Annotated in this window: 18 protein-coding genes; 11 read left to right on the forward strand and 7 right to left on the reverse strand. The window is 61.2% G+C overall.

All coding sequences use genetic code 11. From position 1 onward, the window contains the following. The first annotated feature begins 61 nt into the window (after positions 1 to 61). The 4 genes from PMI21_RS24390 to PMI21_RS24375 all read left to right on the forward strand — a co-directional run bounded on the left by PMI21_RS24390 (position 62) and on the right by PMI21_RS24375 (position 6478). On the forward strand, positions 62 to 2092 hold the full coding sequence (locus PMI21_RS24390) for a 2Fe-2S iron-sulfur cluster-binding protein (RefSeq protein ID WP_007934366.1): 2031 nt from the start codon (positions 62 to 64) through the stop codon (positions 2090 to 2092). 402 nt (positions 2093 to 2494) lie between these two features. After that, positions 2495 to 2872 (forward strand): DUF6124 family protein, encoded by a 378-nt coding sequence (locus PMI21_RS24385; protein ID WP_007934367.1) that lies wholly within the window; start codon positions 2495 to 2497, stop codon positions 2870 to 2872. Between the two features lie 293 nt (positions 2873 to 3165). Then, positions 3166 to 4359 carry a DUF3142 domain-containing protein gene (locus PMI21_RS24380; protein ID WP_007934369.1) on the forward strand — a complete coding sequence of 398 codons (1194 nt, stop codon included), beginning with the start codon at positions 3166 to 3168 and terminating at the stop codon, positions 4357 to 4359. Further along, a complete protein-coding gene (locus PMI21_RS24375) occupies positions 4346 to 6478 on the forward strand; it encodes a hypothetical protein (protein ID WP_007934371.1) in 2133 nt (710 codons plus the stop codon). The genes PMI21_RS24380 and PMI21_RS24375 overlap by 14 nt, the downstream gene beginning before the upstream one ends. A 3-nt stretch (positions 6479 to 6481) precedes the next feature. On the opposite strand, the gene PMI21_RS24370 is transcribed toward PMI21_RS24375, so the two are convergent. Then, positions 6482 to 7111 carry a LysE family translocator gene (locus tag PMI21_RS24370; protein ID WP_007934373.1) on the reverse strand — a complete coding sequence of 210 codons (630 nt, stop codon included), beginning with the start codon at positions 7109 to 7111 and terminating at the stop codon, positions 6482 to 6484. Between the two features lie 145 nt (positions 7112 to 7256). Between PMI21_RS24370 and PMI21_RS24365 the strand changes: the two genes are divergently transcribed. Continuing rightward, positions 7257 to 7730 carry an Lrp/AsnC family transcriptional regulator gene (locus PMI21_RS24365; RefSeq protein ID WP_007934374.1) on the forward strand — a complete coding sequence of 158 codons (474 nt, stop codon included), beginning with the start codon at positions 7257 to 7259 and terminating at the stop codon, positions 7728 to 7730. Between the two features lie 88 nt (positions 7731 to 7818). On the opposite strand, the gene lpdA is transcribed toward PMI21_RS24365, so the two are convergent. Continuing rightward, a complete protein-coding gene (gene lpdA, locus PMI21_RS24360) occupies positions 7819 to 9219 on the reverse strand; it encodes a dihydrolipoyl dehydrogenase (protein WP_007934376.1) in 1401 nt (466 codons plus the stop codon). A gap of 211 nt (positions 9220 to 9430) precedes the next feature. Here lpdA and hflK (PMI21_RS24355) point away from each other — a divergent pair, with 211 nt between their 5' ends. The 5 genes from hflK (PMI21_RS24355) (at position 9431) to cfaB (ending at position 16795) form a co-directional block, all read left to right on the forward strand. Next, a complete protein-coding gene (hflK, locus tag PMI21_RS24355) occupies positions 9431 to 11395 on the forward strand; it encodes a protease modulator HflK (protein ID WP_007934378.1) in 1965 nt (654 codons plus the stop codon). Continuing rightward, complete coding sequence (hflC, locus tag PMI21_RS24350; RefSeq protein WP_081499448.1) at positions 11392 to 12447, forward strand: protease modulator HflC; 1056 nt, start codon at positions 11392 to 11394, stop codon at positions 12445 to 12447. Before hflK (PMI21_RS24355) ends, hflC begins: the two co-directional genes overlap by 4 nt. Continuing rightward, positions 12444 to 13502, forward strand: coding sequence for a protease modulator HflK (hflK, locus tag PMI21_RS24345; RefSeq protein WP_007934386.1), 1059 nt, complete (start codon positions 12444 to 12446; stop codon positions 13500 to 13502). The genes hflC and hflK (PMI21_RS24345) overlap by 4 nt, the downstream gene beginning before the upstream one ends. Continuing rightward, entirely contained in the window at positions 13499 to 15409 is a 1911-nt protein-coding gene (locus tag PMI21_RS24340) for a cation-translocating P-type ATPase (RefSeq protein WP_007934388.1), read from the forward strand. The genes hflK (PMI21_RS24345) and PMI21_RS24340 overlap by 4 nt, the downstream gene beginning before the upstream one ends. 201 nt (positions 15410 to 15610) lie before the next feature. Then, the gene (gene cfaB / locus PMI21_RS24335; protein WP_007934390.1) at positions 15611 to 16795 is read left to right on the forward strand and encodes a C17 cyclopropane fatty acid synthase CfaB; all 1185 of its coding nucleotides are present in this window, start codon (positions 15611 to 15613) and stop codon (positions 16793 to 16795) included. Here cfaB and cls read toward each other — a convergent pair. Next, positions 16792 to 18231, reverse strand: a complete 1440-nt coding sequence (cls, locus tag PMI21_RS24330; RefSeq protein ID WP_007934392.1) for a cardiolipin synthase — start codon at positions 18229 to 18231, stop codon at positions 16792 to 16794. The two genes, cfaB and cls, sit on opposite strands and share 4 nt — an antisense overlap. Positions 18232 to 18364: 133 nt before the next feature. Between cls and PMI21_RS24325 the strand changes: the two genes are divergently transcribed. Then, complete coding sequence (locus PMI21_RS24325) at positions 18365 to 18886, forward strand: DUF3617 domain-containing protein (RefSeq protein ID WP_007934393.1); 522 nt, start codon at positions 18365 to 18367, stop codon at positions 18884 to 18886. Between the two features lie 121 nt (positions 18887 to 19007). Here the strand turns inward: PMI21_RS24325 and PMI21_RS24320 are convergent, their stop codons facing one another. Genes PMI21_RS24320 through PMI21_RS24305 form a run of 4 tightly spaced genes read right to left on the reverse strand, consistent with a single transcriptional unit; the run spans position 19008 to position 22706 of the window. After that, positions 19008 to 19901, reverse strand: coding sequence for a His/Gly/Thr/Pro-type tRNA ligase C-terminal domain-containing protein (locus tag PMI21_RS24320; RefSeq protein WP_007934394.1), 894 nt, complete (start codon positions 19899 to 19901; stop codon positions 19008 to 19010). 32 nt (positions 19902 to 19933) lie between these two features. Then, positions 19934 to 21271 carry a dihydroorotase gene (locus tag PMI21_RS24315; protein ID WP_007934395.1) on the reverse strand — a complete coding sequence of 446 codons (1338 nt, stop codon included), beginning with the start codon at positions 21269 to 21271 and terminating at the stop codon, positions 19934 to 19936. A gap of 2 nt (positions 21272 to 21273) precedes the next feature. Further along, entirely contained in the window at positions 21274 to 21834 is a 561-nt protein-coding gene (locus PMI21_RS24310) for a gamma carbonic anhydrase family protein (protein WP_007934396.1), read from the reverse strand. Next, positions 21831 to 22706, reverse strand: coding sequence for a metal ABC transporter substrate-binding protein (locus tag PMI21_RS24305; RefSeq protein ID WP_007934397.1), 876 nt, complete (start codon positions 22704 to 22706; stop codon positions 21831 to 21833). Before PMI21_RS24305 ends, PMI21_RS24310 begins: the two co-directional genes overlap by 4 nt. Positions 22707 to 22711 lie beyond the last annotated feature (5 nt).

Here is a 22711-nt window from a genome sequence, read left to right on the forward strand (position 1 = left end):
TTCACGGCCCGATTCAGTTGGGTCGTTCATATTGCGCAATGAGCGCAGGGGAGAAGCCGTTATGGAACGTTCACCTTGGCACGCAGGCGAAAAACAGTTGCAGGCTCACGTGGGTGTCGCCGAACGAATGGACGCGTTGGGTCGTAGGGTGATTCGCGGCGAAATGCTGGACCAGCACCGCATGTTCTATCAGCAACTGCCATTCATGCTGTACGGCGCGGTGGATGCTGACGGCAACCCTTGGGCGAGCATTCTTGAAGGGCCGCCGGGCTTTGCGAAGTCCCCCGCGCCCGGGCTGTTGCAGCTCGGCAGCCTGCCCGGCCGTGACGACCCTGCACAACTGCAAGACGGGGCGGCGATCGGCCTGCTCGGTATCGAGCTGCACACCCGACGTCGCAACCGCCTCAATGGTCGAGTCGGCGCTGTAACGGCGAGCGGTTTCGAGGTGACGGTGGAGCAATCCTTCGGCAATTGTCCGCAATACATTCAATTGCGCCAGTTTCGCTCGGTGCCATTGGCGGATCCGGTGACCCGTATCGCGCAGCATCTCAATGGGTTGGATGACACGGCCAAAGCCATGATCGCCAGCGCCGATACCTTCTTCGTCGCCAGTTATGTAGACGTCGATGGCCAACGCTCGGTGGACGTTTCTCATCGGGGTGGCCAGGCCGGTTTTGTCCAGGTAGAAGGCAATTGCCTGACTATTCCGGACTTCGCCGGCAACCTGTTTTTCAATACCTTGGGCAACCTGCTGATAAACCCACGGGCCGGTTTACTGTTCATCGATTTCGAGTCGGGCGACCTGCTGCACCTCAGCGGTCGTACGCAAGTCATCCTCGAAGGCCCGCAGATCGAAGCCTTTCAAGGGGCCGAGCGGCTGTGGACATTCGAGGTTGAGCATGTGGTGCGTCGGCCCGCAGCACTGGCCTTGCGTTGGCGCTTTGACGGCGTATCGCCCACCAGTTTGCTGACCGGCACCTGGGCGCAGGCGAATGCACGCCTGCAAGCCCAGGCGCTGGGGAATCGCTGGCGGCCGCTGCGGGTGACGCGCATCGAGCGGGAGAGTCACAACATCCGTTCGATCTATCTGGAGCCTGCCGATGGCGCCGGATTGCCGGTGTTTCAAGCCGGGCAACATTTGCCCTTGCGGTTCAACATCGCAGGCGATGTGCACATCCGCACGTACAGCCTGTCGAGCGCGCCATCCGATGACTTTTTCCGCATCAGCGTGAAGCGTGAAGGCCTGGTGTCCTCGCACCTGCATGAGCAGATTCGTGTCGGCGATGAGCTCGAAGCCCGCGCGCCTCAAGGGCATTTCACCGTGGCTCCCAATGAGCGTCGGCCGCTGGTGCTATTGGCCGCCGGTGTGGGGATCACGCCGCTGCTGTCGATGCTGCGGGAGGTGGTTTATCAAGGCCTGCGCACGCGGCGCATCCGTCCTGTGTGGTTCTTCCAGAGCTCGCGGACCTTGGCCGATCAACCGTTTCGTCCTGAACTGGATCGCCTGCTCGACGGTCTCGGTGATGGGGTGCGTGTGCTGCGTTTGCTCAGTCAGCCGGAGCCCGATGCCCGCGAGGGTGAAGATTTCGACCTGACAGGGCGGATCGACGCCGACTTGCTTAAGACCATTCTTGAGGTGGAGGACTACGACCAAGTGGATTTTGTCCTGTGTGGTCCGGGCAGTTTTACCCAGGGGCTGTACGACAGCCTGCGGGATCTGGATGTCCCTGATTCAAGGATTCATGCCGAAACCTTTGGCCCGTCGACGCTACGTCGCAAGCCGGACCCGGACGCGGTGGTCATCGAGCAATTACCGGCCGCCACCGTTTCGGTGCCCGTCGTGTTCCAGCGCTCGGCCAAAGAGGCGCGTTGGCAGCCGGACGGTGGCAGTTTGCTGGAGTTGGCGGAAAGCCGTGGCCTGCGCCCGGAATTCAGTTGCCGCGGCGGTTCCTGCGGGACCTGCAAGACCCGGTTGATCAGCGGCCAGGTGAATTATCCACAGCCTCCGGCGGAGGTTCCCGATGCGGGAGAGGTGCTGATTTGCTGTGCGGTGCCGGCGCAGGGGTCGCAGCCGTTGGTGCTCGACCTTTAGAAAAAGATCGCAGCCTTCGGCAGCTCCTACAGGGTGTAAACAAATCCTGCGTAGGTGCTGCCGAAGGCGGCGATTTTTTGATCTTCAGGCAGTCCTACAGACGATGATTTTGGGGGGATGTTTCCGACAGGTTTTGACGGTTGTCGGTCGGAAATGGGGTGGATAGGCTTTGGGGGTCGCTGGCAATCCAGCGATCGGGCCTGGAAAACCCGAAGTATAGGATCACAGCAGGTGACATAATGCGGCGCTTTTTCAGCTCTGCAGTTATGGCGGCTGTGCGTGGGAGACCTTCGGGTCTGCCGGGTTTGATCCTCTACCGGTTTTTCCAGTCCGCGTACAGCTGCCACCCCTTTCGTCTGGAAAACGAAAAATGGCAGCTCCATCTCTTTAAGGATCTTTGCCATGTTTAAGCCGACACCAAATCCGCCCGAAGCGGACAGCACTTCCCCTTACGAATCCCCCAATTCAAAAAAGCTCAACGAAGCCGCCGAGCGCGCGCTCGATCACTACCTCAACCCCTCGGCCCTCAAAGCACCGGTCGCCCGCAAGCCGAGCACGATGTTTATGGTTGCGCCGGATATCAAAGACGAAGACCTGTTGGCCCACACCTGTGAATCGTTGGCCCAGGCCAGTGTGATGGCGAGTGACTTTGCGGGGTATCTGCAAGGGCCGCACCGGCATACGGCGATGGCGATTCAACAGATCGTCATGCTGGCGGAACTGGCGGTGAACCGGATGCTGGATAACGTCGCCATACCAAAACCTGCGCCACACAGCTGATCCCTTGTAGGAGCGAACCGTGGCGAGGGGGCTTGCCCCCGTTGGGCTGCGAAGCAGCCCCAAAATCTCTGATGTACCAAAGATTTTGTGAGTGCTACGCACTCAAGCGGGGGCAAGCCCCCTCGCCACGGTTCGTTCCTACGGAGTTATGCGTAGGACAGAGATTCCTCTTCCAACTACTGATACCGAAAAGTCAGGTGATCATTGCCCGCAAGCCGATAGCTGAGTAGGGTAACGAGCAGAGTGACAAAGGGCCTTGGGAGGCCCTTTTTGCATTTCAGGGATTGGTGTTCATGGTCTTTTTCACACGCTTGATCGTTTTGCTGGCGGCGGTGTTGCTCAACGGTTGCAAGCAACCGCACGCGCCGCCGCTCGATCAGCAACTCTATGTCTGGCAACGGCAATGGACGCCGGCCCATGACGCCGCGCTGCGCGACAGCCGCACAGATTTCTCGACCTTGCGCGTGCTGGCCTTGCAGGCATTTCCACAGTCTGGCTGGAGCCGGGCGCGGATCGATCCGGCGCTGCTCAAGCGTGATGGCCGACCGCTGATTGCGGTGGTTCGTCTGGATGGCCAGCTCAACGGGCTGGACCGGGACGAGGTCACGGTGCAGATCCAGCAGGTGCTCAGCGATTGGCAAGGGCAGGGGCTGACCCTGTCCGGCATGGAAATCGACCACGATGCGGGCAACGCCCGGTTACCGGCCTACCGCGAATTCCTCACCCACTTGCGTGGCGTTCTGCCGGCGTCCTTGCCGCTGAGCATCACCGCGTTGCCGGCCTGGCTCGACAGCCCTGAGTTGCCGGCGTTGCTGGCAACGGTCGACAGCAGCGTGTTGCAGGTGCATGCGGTGAGCGATCCACGGCGTGGGCTGTTCGACCCGGATCAGACACGGCAGTGGGCCAGGGCCTGGAGTCGCAACACATCGAAACCGTTTTATCTGGCGCTGCCGGCTTATGGCGTGGCGCTGTTGCCGGGGGCCGGGGGCGCGCCGGTCGTGGAAAGCGAAGTGCCCATCGAGCGAGGCGGCGAACGTCGGGAGTTGCTGGCGGATCCGCTGCAACTGAGTAAGCTCGGCGCCGAGTTGCGCGCTGATCCACCGGCCCATCTGGCCGGGCTGATCTGGTTTCGCCTGCCCCTGGCCAATGATCGCCGGGCCTGGAGCCTGACGACGCTGGGTGCTGTGGCGCGCGGCGATACGCTCGACAGTCGTGTGGGGCTGAAACTCTCGGCGCAGGACGGCCTCTACGACATCAGCCTCAGCAATCAAGGCAACCTCGACAGCGCCTGGCCCGAGCGCTTGACGCTGGCGGTGCAGGGCTGTGAAGGCGCCGATGCGCTGGCCGGTTATGCGTTGCAACAGCGCCCGGATCTGCTTACCTTCACCCGCCTGCGCGATGGTCGAATCCCGGCCGGCGGGCAGCGCGCCATCGGTTGGGCACGCTGCGCACACATTGATCAAGGAGGTTCGAATGTTCACCCGTAACTGGCCCCGCCATGTGCTTTGCCTGAGCCTCAGCCTGCCGTTGGGTTCGGCGCTGGCCTGCGGGCCGGACTTTCCCATGCGCCTGCTGGACAACCGTGGCCAGTCGCTGGCGGAACTGCCGGAAGGCAACTTCAACCTTGAGATCAACCGTCTGGGGCATGCCATCGCGGGACTGAAAAATGTCACCGCCGCCACCAACATTCCGGGGGACGGTTACGGCGATGCGCCCGATTACACTCGTCAGCGCGACACCGCCGAACAGGCCGGTCTGACGCCTGAGCAGCAAGCGCTGGTGAAACAACTGCGCAGCCTGACCGATGCCCGTCAGGTTGAAGAGCAAGGCGCGAACCTGCCGCCCGAGCACAGGCTCTATCTGGCTGGCGCCGTGGCGTTCAACGCCGGTGACCATGGCCTGGCCGCCGACTACTTCCAGAAAGTGCTGACGCTGCCGGCCGAACAACGCGCGTTGCGCAGCACCTGGGCGGCGTACTCGTTGGGCCGGGCGCTGTTTGCCATGAGTTCAGAAGCAGGCGCCGGGCCGGACCTGTTGGCTCAATCTCGCAAAGCCTTCGAGCAGACCCGTCAACTGAGCATCGACGGCTTCAGCGACCCGTTGGAACTGGGTGTCGCCAGCCTCGGCGAAGAAGCGCGAGTGGCCCGCACCGCGGGCGACTGGGACAATGCCATCCAACTCTACGCCACGCAGAACCTTCACGGTTCGGCGGTGGGCTACACCTCGCTTAAGCTGTTGATGGCGGATCTGGCGGCGATGCCCGACGATCAACTGGCCGGGTTGCTCAAGGGCAAAGCGGTGCAGCAACTGGTGACGGCGTCGTTGATCAGTCGAGTGGGCTGGTCATTCGGCGATCAACCGCCGAACGAACAGAAACTGATCAAACTGCTGCAAAGCAGCACCCGTGGCAGCCTGGATAACGCCGATCGCCTGGCGGCGATGAATTATCAACAGGGCGATTACGCCAGCGCCAAAGCCTTCCTCGAACAGGCTGGTGACGGCGGTCTAGCGTGGTGGTTGCGGGCGAAGCTGGCGGTGCGTGATGGCGACAAAAACGCCGCCGCTGCGGCCTATGCCAAGGCCGCCCAGGCGTTCCCACAGAACGAATCCTGGGGCGGGCGGCGGACGCCCGACTGGGATTACGAAACGCTCCAGCCCAAGTGCCGGGTCGAGGGTGAAAGCGCGATTCTGGCCCTGCAACGCGGGGATTACCTGCAGGCCTTCGATCAGCTCTATCGCAGCCAGGGCATCTACTGGTTCGACGCGGCCACCGTGGCCGAGCGGGTACTGACCCTCGATGAACTCAAGCAGTACGTCGACACCCAGGTACCGGCACCGCCGCCGCTCAGCCAGCAGGATCGCGACAATTATGTGTCGTTGCCGGTGGCAGCCAACCTGCGCAATCTGCTCGGGCGGCGTTTGTTGCGTGAAGAGCGCTACGATGAGGCTCCGGCTTACTTCGACAACGTCGATTTGCAGAACAAGGCCAAGGCGTATGGGCAATTGCGTCAGGAGGCGGCCGCTGCCTGGTGGCCGACCAAGCGTGCTGCGGCCCTATTTAACGCAGGTTGGCTGACGCGCGAGTGGGGGATGGAGATTCTCGGCTATGAAATGGCGCCGGATTACGCCACGTTCGGCGGTAATTACAGCCTTGAGAGCAGCGAGCTCAAGGTGGGTCCATTAGTGGCTGAAGATGAAGTCCAGCGTCAGCAAGCCAGTGCTGCACAGCCCGATCAGCGTTACCACTATCGTTATGTCGCCACGGCATTGGCCAGCCGCGCTGCCGATAATTTGCCCCATACCAGCCAGGCTTTTGCGGCAGTGTTGTGTGCGGCTGCGGGGTGGAACACCAGCCTTGAAGAAGAAAGCGCCTTCTATCAACGCTATGTGAAGGAAGGGCCGTACGTGGATTGGGCGGTGAACTTCGGTCACCGATGTCCTTATCCGGATTTTCAGAATGCAGATAAGCGTTACGTTACCCAAGTGTTGAGCCCGATCCGCTCGGCATTGCGACCGTATAAAAAGTGGCTGCAGATGGGCAGCGTGGTGGTGTTTACCGCGATTGCGCTGGTGTTGATCAACCGACGCCGGCGCAATGCGCGATAGTCATCAGGCTTGTTGAACAAAGGTCAGCCGCACCGCAAAACCAATCAGCAGGCTGCCAAACAACCACTGCTGTACCCGCTGGGCCGATGGGCTGCGTTGCAGCCAACGGCCCAGCGCCGCGCCGACCAGCGCGTAGGCGCTGTCGAACAGCAACCCGACACTGACCAGCATCATGCCTAGCGTCGCAAATTGTGCGAGCACCGGCCCGGCTTGGGGGTTGATGAACTGCGGCAGCAGCACCGAGCAAAACAGCAGCGCCTTGGGGTTGAGCAGGTTAGTCAGCAAACCGCGCTGGATCGCCTCCGGCCACCGTGGTTTATCGGTCGTTGCGTCTGCGCCGCTCAAGCTCGGCAGCATCGTGGTGCGCAGGCACTGAATGCCGATCCACAACAGGTACGCGGCGCCGGCCAGGCGCACCACGTCGAAGGTCCAGGGCGCAGTCTTGAACAGCGTCGCCAAACCCAGCGCCGCCAATGCCACATGACAACCGCGCGCCACGCCCAGCCCCAATGCCGTGGCCAGCGCCGCGCCTTTGCCCTGGCGCGCACCGGTCTGCAACAGCAGAATCATGTCCGGGCCGGGCAACAGATAGACCACTGCCAACGCCATGAAAAACAGCCAGAGCTCTGTCATGTTGCACCCCATTCGTTGTCGATTTGGTGCGGTCAGTCTACGGCCGAGGGGCGGGGCAGGTGGTTGCGTAGTCAGCTTCTAAAGCTTCGATATTTGGCATAACCTGCCAGTTTGTGATGATCGAACCATCAGGATCTGCCAAATCATGAAACTGGACGCCTACGACCGCAAAATCCTCGCGGCGCTGCAACGGGACGGACGCCTGAGCAACGTGCAACTGGCCGATGAGATCGGCTTGTCGGCCTCGCCCTGTTTGCGTCGAGTACGGATGCTGGAAGAGGCGGGCGTGATTCGCGGTTATCAGGCCAACCTCGATCGAGATGAAGTGGGTCTTGGGCTGACGGTGTTTGTCGGGGTCAAGGTCGAACGACACAACGATGAACAAGCCGAAGCGTTTCGCTTGGCCGTGACGGCATTGCCTGAGGTGATTTCGGCGTTTCTGGTGTCAGGGGAATCGGATTTTCTGCTGCAGGTGGTGGTGCCGGATTTACGCGCCTACGACCGTTTTCTCACCGGGCGATTGCTGAAATTGCCTGGGGTGAGCGATATCCGCAGCAACTTTGCGATTCATACGGTGAAGACGCCGGGGGCGTTGCCGTTGGGGCATTTGCCTGGCTGAAAAGCAAAAAGATCGCAGCGCCCACAGGCGCGTAGGAGCTGCCGAAGGCTCGGGCCGCGTTCGGACGATCTTTTGATCTTTGATCTTTCTAAATCTGCGTCGCCATCCCCTCCACATTCATCGCCGCCTGGCGCAATGCCTCGGAGCGGGTCGGGTGTGGATGGCAGGTCAGGGCGATGTCTTCGGCCGAGGCGCTGAACTCCATGGCCACGCAATATTCGCCAATCATTTCGCTGACGCTCGGGCCCACAAGGTGCACGCCGAGGACTTCGTCGGTGCGCTCATCGGCCAGTACCTTGGCGAAGCCTTCGGTTTCGTGGTTGATCTTCGCCCGGCTGTTGGCGGTGAAGGGAAATTTGCCGGCCTTGTAGGCGCGACCTTCGGCCTTCAGCTGTTCTTCGGTCTTGCCGACGCTGGCCAGCTCCGGTTTGGTGTAGATCACATTGGGGATCAGGTCGTAATTGACCTCGCCAGCCTTGCCGACGATCTGCTCGATGCAGGCCATGGCTTCGTCTTCGGCTTTGTGGGCGAGCATCGGCCCTGAGGTAACGTCACCGATCACCCAGACCCCCGCAGCTTCGGTGCGGTGGCCCTTGTTGGCGAGCATGCCGCGTTTGTCGGTGGCTAGGCCGACGTTCTCCAGCCCCAGGCCTTGGGTATAAGGACGACGACCAATAGCCACCAGCACGTAGTCGGCTTCCAGCAACTCGGCGGTGCCACCTGCGGCCGGTTCGACGCTGAGCTGAACACCGCTCGCCGAGGGGGTGGCGCTGGTGACTTTCGAACTCAACTTGAAGCTGATGCCTTGCTTGCTCAATGAGCGCTGCAGGGTTTTACCGGCTTCAGCATCCACACCCGGGCAGATTCGGTCGAGAAATTCGACGACCGTCACCTGAGCGCCCAGGCGCCGCCATACCGAGCCCAGCTCCAGGCCGATCACCCCGGCGCCGATCACCACCAGGTGCTTCGGCACTTCAGTCAGCGACAGCGCGCCGGTGGAGTCGAGGATGCGTTGGTTGTCGATGTCCACGCCCGGCAGGGGAGTGGGTTCGGAACCGGTGGCGATGATGATGTCTTTGGCGCTCAGCCGGGTCTTGCCACCCTGGCTGTCGGTCACCGTGACGTTGCCCGGCCCGTCGATGTGGCCCCACCCCTTGATCCAGTCGACCTTGTTCTTGCGAAACAGAAACTCGACGCCCTTGGTCAGTCCTGTGACGCTTTCATCCTTCTGTTTCATCATCTGAGCCAGGTTGAGCACAGGTTTGACCTCGATCCCCAGGTTGGCGAATTCCGCCCCCATGGCCGCGTCGTAGAGCTCGGAGGCATGCAGCAATGCCTTGGACGGCATGCAGCCGACGTTCAGGCAGGTCCCGCCAAGGGTGGCGCGGCCTTCCACACACGCCGCTTTCAAGCCCAACTGCCCGGCGCGGATCGCTGCGTTATAACCGCCGGGGCCGGCGCCCAGAATCACGACGTCATAGGTGCTCATGGTGCAACTCCTGGATTGAGAGGGACGGGATCGATAAAAAGTAGTCTTCAGTAAAAAATTACGTATGTAATATGTGCGTTTCTCACCATTTCGGTCAAGGCTTCAGCTTGGCGACAGGTTCAGCGCTTTTAGATAGAACGATTCAGGACGAAAATTTCACCATTTTCGTTATATCGTAACGAATTGTGATGTGAGCAATGGCTGGGGTGGTATGCAAGTCGATCTCGATGGCGATGAAGCACAGATAGCAGGGCTGCCGCGCTTTCAGCAGGCGGTCGTTCAAGGACGTCGATTGCGCCAATGGGCAATCGGTTTGGGTGCCTTGGCGGCAGTAGGGCTGGTGCTGGCGTTTTTTGTCGGGTTGTTTGCACCGCAGTCGCTCTGGCCCGCGTTGCTGGTCAATCAGGGCGCCGGTTTGCTGGTGTTGGTCGCCGGCCTGCAATCGGCCTGGTGGGTAACGCAGTGGCGTGCACGAGCGATGACTCCGGCCGTGTTGGTGCCGGTGGCGATCACTGAAGAAGTCGTTGTCGCCGAAGGCTGGTACGAGCGCTTGCTGGACCGCATCAGTCAGCGTTGGCTGCGCTTGCTGGGGCAGATCGGTGCACCGACGCTCTGGCTTGGCGGCTGGGCGTTGTTGACGTTGTACGGCATCGAGCAAGTCTGGAACCTCGCGTTGCCGCCCGCCGCGTTAGGGTTGTCGGCCAGCGTCGGCGCGGCGTTGTCGTTGCTGCTGGCTTTCGGTTTGCTGGTGCTGGAGCGGCATCTGGCGCAGGAAAATGTCGCCCAATGGCCTGAAGCCGGGTCGTTGGCGCAGCTGACGCGGGTCGCGATTATTTGCCTGGTGCTCAGCGCCTTGTGTCTGTTGTTCGGCAGCGAAGCATCGGTCTGGCCGGTGCGCCTGGCGGTGCTGATCGGCTTGCTGCCGGGGTTGGTCGCCATCGAGTTGTTGCTGCGCGCCGTGTTGTCACTGTTCAGTCCCCGTCGTGAACAGCTTGAACCGGCCTTGCTGGCGCGCAGCTTCGTTGCCGATATGTTGCGCTGGCCGCCGCAGCCCCTGCTCGCATTGCAGCACGAGTTGCACAACCGCTTCGGCATCGACCTGCGACAAATCTGGGCCTTCACCTACATGCGCCGGGCATTTTTGCCGGTGCTGGCGGTGGTGGCGATCGTCGGTTGGTCGCTCACCGGCATTCATGAAATACCGCTGCAGGGGCGGGGCATCTACGAGCGTTTCGGCAAACCGGTGGAAGTGTTCGGCCCCGGTTTGCACGCCGGTTTGCCGTGGCCGCTGGGTCGCGTGTTGAGCGTCGAGAACGGCGTAGTCCACGAGTTGGCCACCAGCGTGGGCGAAGCGTCTGCCCCGGTCGCGGCCGAACCTGCCGAAGGCCCGGCACCGGCCATTGCCAATCGCTTGTGGGACGCCAGCCATGTGAATGACAAATCCCAGGTCATTGCCAGCAGCCGTGCCGACAAGCAGAGCTTTCAGATCGTCAACATGGACGTGCGCTTCGTCTATCGCATCGGCCTGAGCGATCAAGCGGCACTGGCCGCGACGTACAACAGCGCCGACGTGACAACGTTGATTCGCAGCACCGCCAGCCGGATTCTGGTTCACGATTTCGCCTCGCGAACCCTCGACGGTTTACTCGGCCAAGACAGGGTAGGGCTCGCTGAAGAAATCGGCCGCGCCGTGCAAGCGGATCTGCAAAAACTCGACAGCGGCGTGGAAATTCTCGCCACGGTGGTCGAGGCCATTCATCCGCCAGCGGGGGCGGCCAATGCCTATCACGGCGTGCAAGCAGCGCAGATTGGCGCCCAGGCATTGATCTCCCGCGAGCGCGGTGCAGCGGCGGAGGCGACCAACCAGGCGCAATTGCAGGCCAGCATCGCTCGCGATCAAGCCACGGCCAGCGCGCATGAAATCAACTCGAGCGCTCAGGCCGCTGACCTGAAATTTGCCGCCGAGCGAAAGGCTTATGCCAGCGCCGGCCAGGCTTTTGTACTGGAGCAATACCTCAGCCAGCTGACCCGGGGTTTGGCTAACGCCAAGCTGCTGGTTCTCGATCATCGCCTGGGTGGCAGCAGCAATGCGCCGACCATCGACCTACGTACATTCACGCTGCCGGCTGACCCTGCGCCGCCGCGTAATACCGCTCAGCCAGGAGCCGCCCATTGAACCAGTCGACGCCTACTCACGATCATCACGATCACGATGACCACGCCGGCCACGATCACGGCCATGGCGGGCATCACCACGGTCATCATCACCATCACCACCATGGTGATCCACAGGAAGCAGGCCCTTTTCCGTGGCGGCGAATGGGCTGGGCGGCATTGCTGGTGGCGTTTGCCATTGCGGCGGCGAGCCTGGTGCAAGTGCGCTCGGGGGAGGCCACGGTGATCACCCGCTTCGGTAATCCATCGCGGGTGTTGCTGGAGCCGGGTCTTGGCTGGCGTTGGCCGGCGCCGTTCGAGGCGGCGATACCGGTGGATCTGCGGCTGCGCACCACCTCCAGTGGTTTGCAGGATGTGGGCACGCGCGACGGTTTACGCATCATCGTGCAAGCCTACGTGGCCTGGCAGGTACAGGGCGATCCGGACAACGTGCAACGCTTTATGCGCGCCGTGCAGAATCAACCCGATGAAGCCGCGCGGCAGATTCGTACCTTTGTCGGCTCGGCGCTGGAAACCACGGCCAGCAGTTTCGACCTGGCCAACCTGGTGAACACCGACGCGAACCAAGTGCACATCGCCGATTTCGAAGCGCAGCTGCGTCAGCAGATCGATCAGCAGTTGCTCACCACCTATGGCGTGCGAGTTCTGCAAGTCGGCATTGAGCGTTTGACCCTGCCGTCGGTGACGCTCACCGCGACCGTCGATCGTATGCGCGCCGAGCGTGAAACAATCGCCACTGAACGCACGGCCATCGGCAAACGCGAAGCCGCGCAAATCCGCTCCGCGGCTGAGCGTGATGCGCGAATCGTGCAAGCCGATGCGACGGTGAAAGCCGCAGACATCGAAGCCCAATCCCGCGTCGAAGCCGCGCAGATTTACGGCCGGGCCTACGCCGGTTCACCGCAGCTCTACAATTTGCTGCGTTCGCTCGACACCTTGGGCACCATCGTCGCACCGGGCACCAAACTGATTTTGCGCACCGATGCAGCGCCGTTCCGGGTGTTGGTTGATGGCCCGCCGACGCTCGATAACAAGTCCGGGTCGCAGCCATGAGTTTGGTTCCACGTGGAACAAATGAATTGAGCAGCCCCTGGATTCAGGCCGGGCGCTTGGCTTTTCTCGCGCTTTACGCTGTGACTGTGCTGGCTGCTTTGGCGTGGGCATTTTCCAATGTCCGGCAGATCGACCCGCAGAATCGTGCCGTGGTGCTGCACTTCGGTGCACTGGATCGTATTCAAAATGCTGGTTTGCTGTTGGCGTGGCCGCGACCGTTTGAGCAGGTGGTTTTGTTGCCGGCAGCGGACCGGGTGATCGAGCGTCGGGTGGAAAATCTGCTGCGCACCGATGCCGCGTTGCAGGCCGACCGGGTGGCGAGCTTCGCCACGCCCATCAGCGATGCGCTCGCCGGCTCCGGTTATCTGCTGACCGGTGACGCGGGCGTGGTGCAGCTGGATGTGCGGGTGTTTTACAAAGTCACTGAGCCCTATGCCTTCGTTCTTCAGGGTGAACATGTGTTGCCGGCTCTGGATCGAATGGTGACGCGCAGTGCCGTGGCACTCACCGCGGCGCGAGATCTGGACACCATTCTGGTGGCTCGACCGGAACTGATCGGCGCCGACAATCAGGCTGCCGAACGTCGCGAACGTCTACGCGGCGATCTGGTGCGGGGCATCAATCAACGCTTGGCCGAACTGACGGCGACCGGGCAGGGCTTGGGTATCGAAGTGGCGCGGGTCGATGTGCAATCGAGTCTGCCCGGCCCGGCGGTGAGCGCGTTCAACGCCGTGCTAACTGCCAGCCAGCAAGCTGACAAGGCCGTGGCCAATGCGCGCACGGAAGCCGAGAAGCTGACTCAGTCCGCCAACGAACAAGCCGACCGCACGCTGCAAGTGGCTCACGCCCAGGCCAGCGAACGTTTGGCCAAAGCCTCCACCGACACCGCCACAGTATTGAGCTTGGCCAAGGCGCAACAGCAGGGCACGGACCCGCAAATGCTGCTGCGTATTTACCGTGAGCGGATGCCGAAAATTCTCGGGCAGGCCGGCTCGGTGACCACGGTCGATCCGAAAGACGATTCCCGCCTGATCATTCAGGGAGCTGCACAATGACTGCCCCAACCGCCGCCGCGCCGAGCATGTTGTCCTCGGCTGAACAACGTAGCGCCGCGCGCCAGTTGACCCTGGCCATGCTTGCACTGGGCTTGCTTGCGCTCGGCCTGATCTGGCGCTGGTTGTCGCCGGAGCAGACCGGGGTCAGCCAATTGCTGCTGGGTTTTGCATCGTTGCTGGTGGCCGTGCCGGTCATGCGTTCGGCGTGGTACAGCCTGCGTTATCCGAGCCTGCACGGGATCACCGATCAATTGATCGCCCTGGCCATGCTCGGCGCCTGGGCCACTGGCGATCTGCTCACTGCAGCACTGCTGCCGATCATCATGATCTTCGGCCATGTGCTGGAAGAGCGCAGCGTGATCGGCTCCCAGGAAGCGATTCATGCCCTCGGCAAACTGACGCGCAGCCATGCGCGCAAGATTCAGGCTGACGGCGCCATCGTTGAAGTCGACAACGGCACCCTCAAGGCCGGTGACCTCGTGGAGGTGCGTGCCGGTGATCGAGTGCCGGCCGATGGCCGGGTGTTGTCCGGTCAGGCAAGCCTCGACACGGCATCGATCACCGGTGAGTCTGTGCCCATAGAGGCTGTTGTGGGCATGCCGGTGTTTGGCGGGGCGATCAACCTCGATGGCCTGCTACGCATTGAGGTGACCCGCACCGGTCACGAGTCGACGCTGGGTAAAGTCATCGCGCTGATGCAAAACGCCGAACGTTCCAAGCCGCCGATCACGCGTTTGCTCGAACGCTACGCCGGTAGCTACATGGTGCTGGTGTTGCTACTGGCCGCCGTAACCTGGTTCGTCACCAACGATGCCCAGGCGATGCTCGCGGTGTTGGTGGCGGCCTGTCCTTGCGCGCTGGTGTTGTCGGCACCGGCCACGGCGATTGCCGGGGTGGCGGTGGCGGCCCGGCACGGAATTCTGATTCGCAGCTCGGCGTTCCTCGAAGAGTTGGCTGACCTGACGTCGTTGGTGGTCGACAAAACCGGAACCCTGACATTCGGTACCTTGCGCCTGCAATCGATTGACAGTCCGCTGGAAGATCGCAGTCACGTACTGAAACTCGCCGCCAGCCTTGGCTCTGCCAGCAGCCACCCGGTCAGTCGCGCGTTGGCCGGGTTGGTCACTCAGGAACATTTTCTGCTGCTCTCTGACATTCGCGAGCGTCAGGGGCTGGGTGTCGTGGCGATGACCGAGCAGGGCGAAGCGGCCCTCGGTCGTCCGGAGCTGTTCGCGCAACTGGGCATCGCCACTTCAACTGTTCCCGAACACGATGGCCCGATTGCCGGGCTGGCACTCGACGGTGAATTCCTCGCTTGGCTGTTGCTCGCCGACAGCGTCAAACCCGAGGCGCGGTTTGCCCTGAGCGAGTTGCGTGAACTGGGCCTGGGTCGTCAGTTGTTGCTGACCGGGGATCGACAAAGCGTGGCGCACACGCTGGCCCGGGATGTGGGCATCAGCGATGTCGAAGCCCAGGCCTTGCCCGAGGACAAACTCAATCGCGTGTTGAAAGAAATCGGCAGCGGTTTCCGGCCGATGGTGGTGGGGGATGGCATCAACGATTCCCTGGCGCTCAAGGCCGGTGTGGTCGGAGTGGCCATGGGCGCGGGCGGCGCCGACATCGCGCTGGCCTCGGCCGATATCGTACTGATCGGCAGCGACCTGCGCCGTCTCGGAACCTGTGTGCGCCTGAGTCGCCAATGCCGGCAGACTTTGCAGGTGAACGTAATCATCGGTCTGGGCTGGACCCTGGCGATTGTCGCCTTCGCCGCATTCGGCTGGCTTGGCGTGGCAGGGGCGATGATTGCCGCACTGTTGCACAACTTGAGTACGTTGTTGGTGCTCGGTAATGCCGGGCGTTTGCTACGCTTTCAAGAACCATTACTCAAGCTTAAGGATGAGGTGTGAGCGGCGACTCGACTTTTCAGAACTGTGTGCCGGGTTTGTAGTCTTTTAGGTTAGAGGCGGTCATTTCAATGCTCGCCTGTTGGCTGGCTTTACCGTTGGTGGTAACACCGGGAATAGAAGGAGGCTATTAAATCGATAGCCTGCTATTTTTCAGGGATGGTCTACCCTCAGATCTGACGTCTGAAACAAGGGGGACTTTTCATGCTCGCGCAACTTCCACCGGCCTTACAGAATCTGCAACTACCGCTTCGCTTGCGACTCTGGGACGGCCATGAGTTCAATCTGGGGCCGACGCCCAGCGTCACCATTGTGGTCAAGGACCCGCACATGGTTACCCAGTTCACCCATCCGAGCCTCGACGCGCTGGGGGCGGCGTTTGTCGAAGGCAAACTGGAGCTGGAAGGCTCCATCAGCGACGTGATTCGTGTCTGCGATGAATGGAGTCAGGCGCTGCTCAACGAAGACGACGATGCGCAACCGGTGCGCCTGGTCCACGACAAGGAAACCGACGCCAAAGCCATCTCCTATCACTACGACCTCTCCAATGAGTTTTATCAGCTGTGGCTCGACAGCGACATGGCGTATTCCTGCGCTTACTTCGAGACCGGCAGTGAAACCCTTGAGCAAGCTCAACAAGCCAAGTTTCGCCACTTGTGTCGAAAGTTGCGCTTGCAGCCAGGGGAGTATCTGCTGGATGTCGGGTGCGGCTGGGGCGGGTTGGCGCGGTATGCCGCGCGGGAGTTCGGCGCGAAGGTGTTCGGGATCACGCTTAGTCAAGCGCAATTGGATTTGGCTCGTGAGCGGGTGAAAGCCGAAGGCCTGGAAGACCAGATCGAACTGCAATTGCTCGACTACCGCGATCTGCCTCAGGACGGGCGTTTCGACAAGGTGGTCAGCGTCGGCATGTTCGAACACGTCGGCCATGCCAATCTGGCCGAATACTGCCAAACCTTGTTCGGCGCGGTGAAAGAGGGCGGCCTAGTGATGAACCACGGGATCACCGCCAAACACACCGACGGTCGTCCGGTCGGGCGCGGCGCCGGTGAGTTCATCGAGAAGTACGTGTTCCCCAACGGCGAGCTGCCGCACCTGTCGATGATCTCCGCCGAGATCAGCGAAGCGGGGCTGGAGATTGTCGACGTCGAGAGCCTGCGCCTGCATTACGCGCGGACCCTGGACCACTGGAGCGAACGCCTGGAAGACAATCTGGAAGCTGCCGCTAAACTGGTGCCGGAGCAGGCACTACGGATCTGGCGGTTGTACCTGGCGGGATGCGCCTATGCCTTCGCCAGAGGCTGGATCAACCTGCATCAAATCCTCGCGGTGAAAACCCACCCCGATGGCAGCCATGAACTGCCATGGACCCGCGACGACATCTACAACTAGAGAATCGGCGAAATAAGCCGGGCGATCCGCATGCCGACCTGTTGCAGGCGGTGGGTCTCCCGGCTTTCTTCTTTGGCGATTTCGTGAGCCTGGGCGAAGTCGTTGTTGAGCATCTGCTCCACTTCGGCGGCAAACCCACTGTCGACCGTCAGCAACATCACTTCGAAATTCAGCCGGAACGAGCGGTTGTCCATGTTGGCACTGCCGATGGCGCTGATCTCGTCGTCGATCAGCACCACTTTCTGATGCAGGAAGCCGGGTTGATAGCGGAACACACGCACCCCGGCGCGTACCGCTTCGAAGGCATAAAGGCTGGATGCAGCGTAGACGATCCGGTGATCCGGCCGCGACGGCAACAGGATCCGTACATCCACACCGCGCAACACTGCCAGCCGCAGCGCAGCGAATACTGCTTCGTCAGGGATGAAGTAAGGGCTGGTGATCCACACTCGCTCCGTCGCCGCATGGATGGCTTCGACGAAGAACAGCGAACAGGTTTCGTAGGAATCCGCCGGGCCGCTGGCCAGTAATTGGCAGAGTACGCCGTCGTCCGGATAAACGTCTGGCAGGATCAACGGGGGCAGCGAACGGGCTGCCCAGAACCAGTCTTCGGCGAAGGACTCCTGCATGCAGGCCACCACCGGCCCGCGCACTTGCACGTGGGTATCGCGCCAGGGCGCCAGGGGTGGTTTCTCGCCCATGTATTCGTCGCCGACGTTATGCCCACCGACAAAACCGACAAGCCCGTCGACCACCACGATCTTGCGGTGGTTACGGAAATTCACCTGAAAGCGGTTGAGCCAGCCGCTGCGGGTGGCGAAGGCTTTGACCTCGACGCCGGCATCACGCAACGGTTGCACATAGCCGTGGGGCAGGGAGTGGCTGCCGATGCGGTCGTAGAGCAAGTAAATCGCCACGCCCTCGGCGGCTTTCTTCGTCAACAGGGTGTGCAGGCGTTGGCCGAGGCGGTCATCGTGGATGATGAAAAACTGGATCAGCACCGCTTCACGGGCGTTGTTGATGGCGTCGAAGATTGCATCGAACGTGGCCGGGCCGTCGATCAACAAGCGCACATCGTTGTTTGCCAGGCATGGCATGCGCCCCAGCTTCGGCATGGCCCGCAAAGACGCGTAAGCGCTGGAGGCCCGCGCCGCCAGTGCCTCTTCTACCCAGGGGCGCCAGTTCAGTTCGGAGATGGCCTTGCGCATTTCCTCGTTGGCTTGCCGTCGGGCCTTGATGTAACCATCGAAGGTGCTGCGGCCGAAGACCAGATAAGGGACAAGCGTGAGATAGGGAATGAACAGCAGCGATAGAGCCCAGGCAATCGAGCCCTGAGCGGTCCGAACGGTCAATACAGCATGGATGGCGGCGATCAAGCCCAGCGTGTGCAGCAGTGCGATCAGATAGCCGAAAACATGCGGTCCGAAATAATCCATGGGGGCAGCCTTGCTCCTTGAAGATTCAATGCTTAACAGACCATGTTCCGGGCAGAATGTCGCTATTTAATTGGCCCATGAACCGAAGCCCGTAGCCGACGTCTAACGGCCACCAATGATCAGGAGTTACTCGATGAACGTTCGTCTGCTGGGCTTGGCCATGGCGTTTGGTTTGGCACTTCCTGTGGCCGCTCAGGCACAGATGCTGCAACCGGGTTTGTGGGAATTGACCTCAAGCAACATGAAGGTCGATGACCAGAACATGCCCGATCTGCAATTGATCCTGGGCCAGCTACAAAACCAGATCACCCCCCAACAGCGGGCCATGCTGGAGAAACAAGGCATCACCATGGGCGGCAAAGGGATTCGGGCGTGCCTGACGCCTGAACAGGTGAAGACTGACAACATTCCGCTGACGGACCCGCAATCGGGCTGCAGGCAGGAAATCACCGAGCGTACCGGTAACCAGTGGAAATTCCGCTTCAGCTGTCCGAAAGCCCAGGGCAGCGGAGTGGCCACTTTTATGAGTGATCGTGAGTTCACCACCAAGGTCAACGGCACTTTCAATGCCACTGGCATTCAGCAGAAGGGTAGCCTCGATACCCGCGCTGTGTGGTTGGGCCAGGATTGCGGGACCGTGAAGCCAAGGGCCTAAAAGCTTCACGGGCAAGTCGGATCGCCGCACCGCTCGCTCCTACAGGGTATCAATGTCGTTTCGTGATCGTGCGAACGACCCAAATCCCGTAGGAGCGAGGCTTGCCCGCGAAGGCGTCCGCTTAGTCACTTCGAATCTTCGGTGGACTCAACAATTCACACACCGCCTCAATCCCTTTCTCCCCGAAATCTTCCCCGCTGCCACTGCGCATGCTGACAAACCCACCGTCCTTTTCCTTCTCTCCGACCACCAACAGATACGGCACTTTCTGGCTGTGCTGGCGAATCTTGTGGCTGATTTTCTCGTGACGCAGGTCGGAGTTGGCGCGCAGTCCGCGACGGCGCAGCGCTTCGGTCACCGAGTGCGCATAATCGCTCTGACGCTCATCGATGTTCACGACCATCACCTGGGGCGACACTCGCCAGGTGTCCAGTTCCTGTTGGCTGGACCAGCACGTGCCATAGATTCGTTGCTGCAACGTGCCGCTGATGTGGTCCAGTGCGAAGGCCTGCAATACCTTGGTGGTGGGAACGTGCGGGCCTGCCGCGAAACCCTCGAAGTCCCCGAGGCGATAAAGCGATAGCCTTTCGGTTGGCGTTTGCTCCCTCCGGCGGATCGAATGGTTGGTCGCCGCCAGTGCACGCATACGCGCTTCGATCACTGGCAGCGCGGCCAGGGTTAAAGATCGCTGGAAAGCAAACTCATAAAAGAAACCGTCACCCAGCACCGATCCGGCCCGCAACTGCGCATTCGGATGCAACTGTTTGACGGCCATGGCCAGCATCAATGCGCAGGAACGGCGAAGGATCTCCAGACCGTCGGGCTCCTGGGACGTGACGATACTGACCCGGGCATCGCCCTCGATCAGGAATCCACAGTCCACCAGCACGCCGTCCACCCGACCCGCGATCGCCGCATTAGCCAGGCCGAGGCTGATACTCGCGGCAACCTCATACACGGACAGCGGCTGGTCGTATTCACGCAAGGAGCCGTCGGGCAGGGTGATGTGGATCATGGTCGGTGTTCTCGAAGGCTTCTAGACGTGCGTTAGCGCATGAACCGCAGGGGTAAACCCTGGCAGTTGTCATGTAGACGATTGGCATGCCAGGCAATTTGCCCCGACACGACGGTGGTGCTGACGCTGTGTCGAAAGCGATGGCGGGCGAAGGGTGTCCAGCCGCATTGCGAGAGGATCGGCTGCGGGGAGACGGCAATGCCATCGGGTTCGGATTTGATCAACACCAGGTCGGCCCAATAGCCTTCGCGCAGGTAGCCGCGGTCTGGGATGGCAAACAGATCGGCGACCCGGTGACTGGTTTTGGCCACAAGGGTGGTGATCGGCAGGATCTCATCGGCCACCAGCTCCAACAGCGCGGGCAGGGCGTGTTGCACCAACGGCAAACCGGATGGCGCCTGGCTGTAGGGTCGCTGTTTTTCGGCCCAGGTGTGAGGCGCGTGATCGCTGCCGATCACGTCCAGTCGATTGCTCGACAGTGCTTTACGCAAGGCATCGCGATCGGCCTGGGTCTTGATCGCCGGGTTGCATTTGATCAGGTTGCCGAGGCTCGGGTAGTCGCGGTCGTCGAACAGCAAGTGGTGCAGACAGACCTCGGCAGTAATGCGTTTCTGTGCCAGCGGCTTGTCTTCGAACAGTGCCAGCTCACGGGCGGTGGTCAGGTGTAATACATGCAATCGAGTGCCGTGTCGTTTGGCCAGATCGACGGCCATTGAGGAGGAACGAAAGCACGCTTCGGCATTGCGGATCAGCGGGTGAGCAGCGGGCGTAAGGTGCTCGCCGAACAGCTCTCGCAGGTTCGCCGCGTTGGCCTCAATGCTGGGCGTGTGTTCGCAGTGGGCCAGCAAAATAGTCGGCACCTCGGCGAACAGTCGCTCAAGAGTCCGCGGATCGTCCACCAGCATGTTGCCCGTGGAGGCGCCCATGAACACTTTGACCCCGGCCACTTCACAAGGATTGAGCGCGGCGACGGTATCGAGATTGTCGTTGCTCACGCCGAAATGAAAACCGTAATTGGCCACCGAATGGGTTGCCGCTCGACGCTTCTTGTCAGCCAACGCGGCGAGGGTCAGGGTGGCAGGAGAGGTATTGGGCATGTCCATGAAACTGGTGATGCCTCCGGCCACCGCCGCCCGGGATTCGGTATGGAAGCTGCCCTTGTCCGGTGCTCCGGGATCACGGAAATGCACTTGGTCATCGATCATGCCTGGCAGTAGCCATTGACCGTCGGCATCGATTTCCACGGCGGCTTTTTCGCCTTCGATGCTGCTGGCGATCTTGACGATGCGACCGTGGCTTACCAGCAAATCGCCGTCAAATTCACGACCTTCATTCACCAACCGGGCGTTGCGAATCAGCACGCTGCTCATGATCAGAACTCGTTCTGCAGGGCTTTGTAGCCGCGGACTAAATCAACGTTGGTGCGCGCCACGTCTTCGGAAAACTCCGAGGCGCTGACGCTGACGGGTGGGAACTGCGACAGGTCGGTGTTGGGGCCGATGCGTGTGGTGGAGGGCACGTAGAAGGCTTCAGGCAAGTCACGACCGTCGACCACCGAGTTGTGCCGCACCACGCAGCCGTCACCCACCGTGCAGTTGAACAGCACGCTGTTGAAACCGATGAACACACGATTGCCGACGGTGCAGGGGCCATGGACGATGGAGCGGTGGGCGATGGAGCTGAACTCGCCGATGGTCACCGCCGCGCCGGACTTGGAGTGGATCACCACGCCGTCCTGGATGTTCGAATTGGCGCCGATGGTGATTGCTTCCATCTCGCCCGAGTCGTCCACTTCATCGGCGCGAATCACCGCGTAGGGACCGACGAAGACGTTCTCGCCGATCACCACTTTGCCGCAGATGATTGCGGTTTTATCCACGTACGCCGACTCCGCAATCAACGGCAGATCACCTGAAGGATTCTTGCGGATCATGGCTTGCTCAACGCCTCGTACAAGGTGTTGAGGTTGTATTCGAACAGCCCGATGAAGGTGCTGGCCGGGCCGGTCGCCGCAAGGGCGTCGGAGTACAGCGTGCCGCCGATGTGCGCGCCGCTTTCATCGGCGATCTGCTTGAGCAGGCGCGTGTCCTTGATGTTTTCCATGAACACCGCTTTGACTTTGGCCTGACGGATCTGTGTGATCAGCGCAGCGACTTCGGCGGCCGAAGGTTCGCGTTCGGTGGACAGACCTTGAGGCGCCATGAAGTCGATGCCATAAGCCTGACCGAGATAGCCGAAGGCGTCATGGGAGGTCACGATCTTGCGATTACCCGGCGGCAGCGAACCGAGCTTGGCTTTAGCCTCGGCGAGCAAGGCGTAGATCTTTTTCAGATAGGCCTGGCTGTTGTGTTCGTAGTCGGGTTTGTTTGCAGGGTCGGCGGCGATCAGCGCTTTGGTGATGTTGCTGATGTACAACTCGGTGTTCGCCAGGTTGTGCCAGGCGTGCGGGTCGGGAATGGTTTCGCCGTCTTCATCCAGCGAGCGCGGAATGACACCGTGGCTGGCACTGATGACCGGGGCTTTGGTCTCGGTGCTGGTCACCAGGCGGTCCAGCCATGGCTCGAAACCCAGCCCGTTCTTGATGATAAGTCTGGCGTTGAGCAATGCCTTTGCATCGTCCGGCGTCGGCTCGTAGGTGTGGGCATCGGCGTCCGGGCCGACCATGTTGGTGATCTGAATATGGTCGCCGCCGACCTGACGGGTCATGTCGGCGAGGATGCTGAAGCTGGTGACCACCTGGAGTTTTTCCGCGGCAGACAGCGACATCGACAGCATCAGACTGAACAGCACGAGTAAAGCGCGCATCGGGT

This window comes from Pseudomonas sp. GM18 (genome assembly GCF_000282195.1).
Lineage (GTDB): Bacteria > Pseudomonadota > Gammaproteobacteria > Pseudomonadales > Pseudomonadaceae > Aquipseudomonas.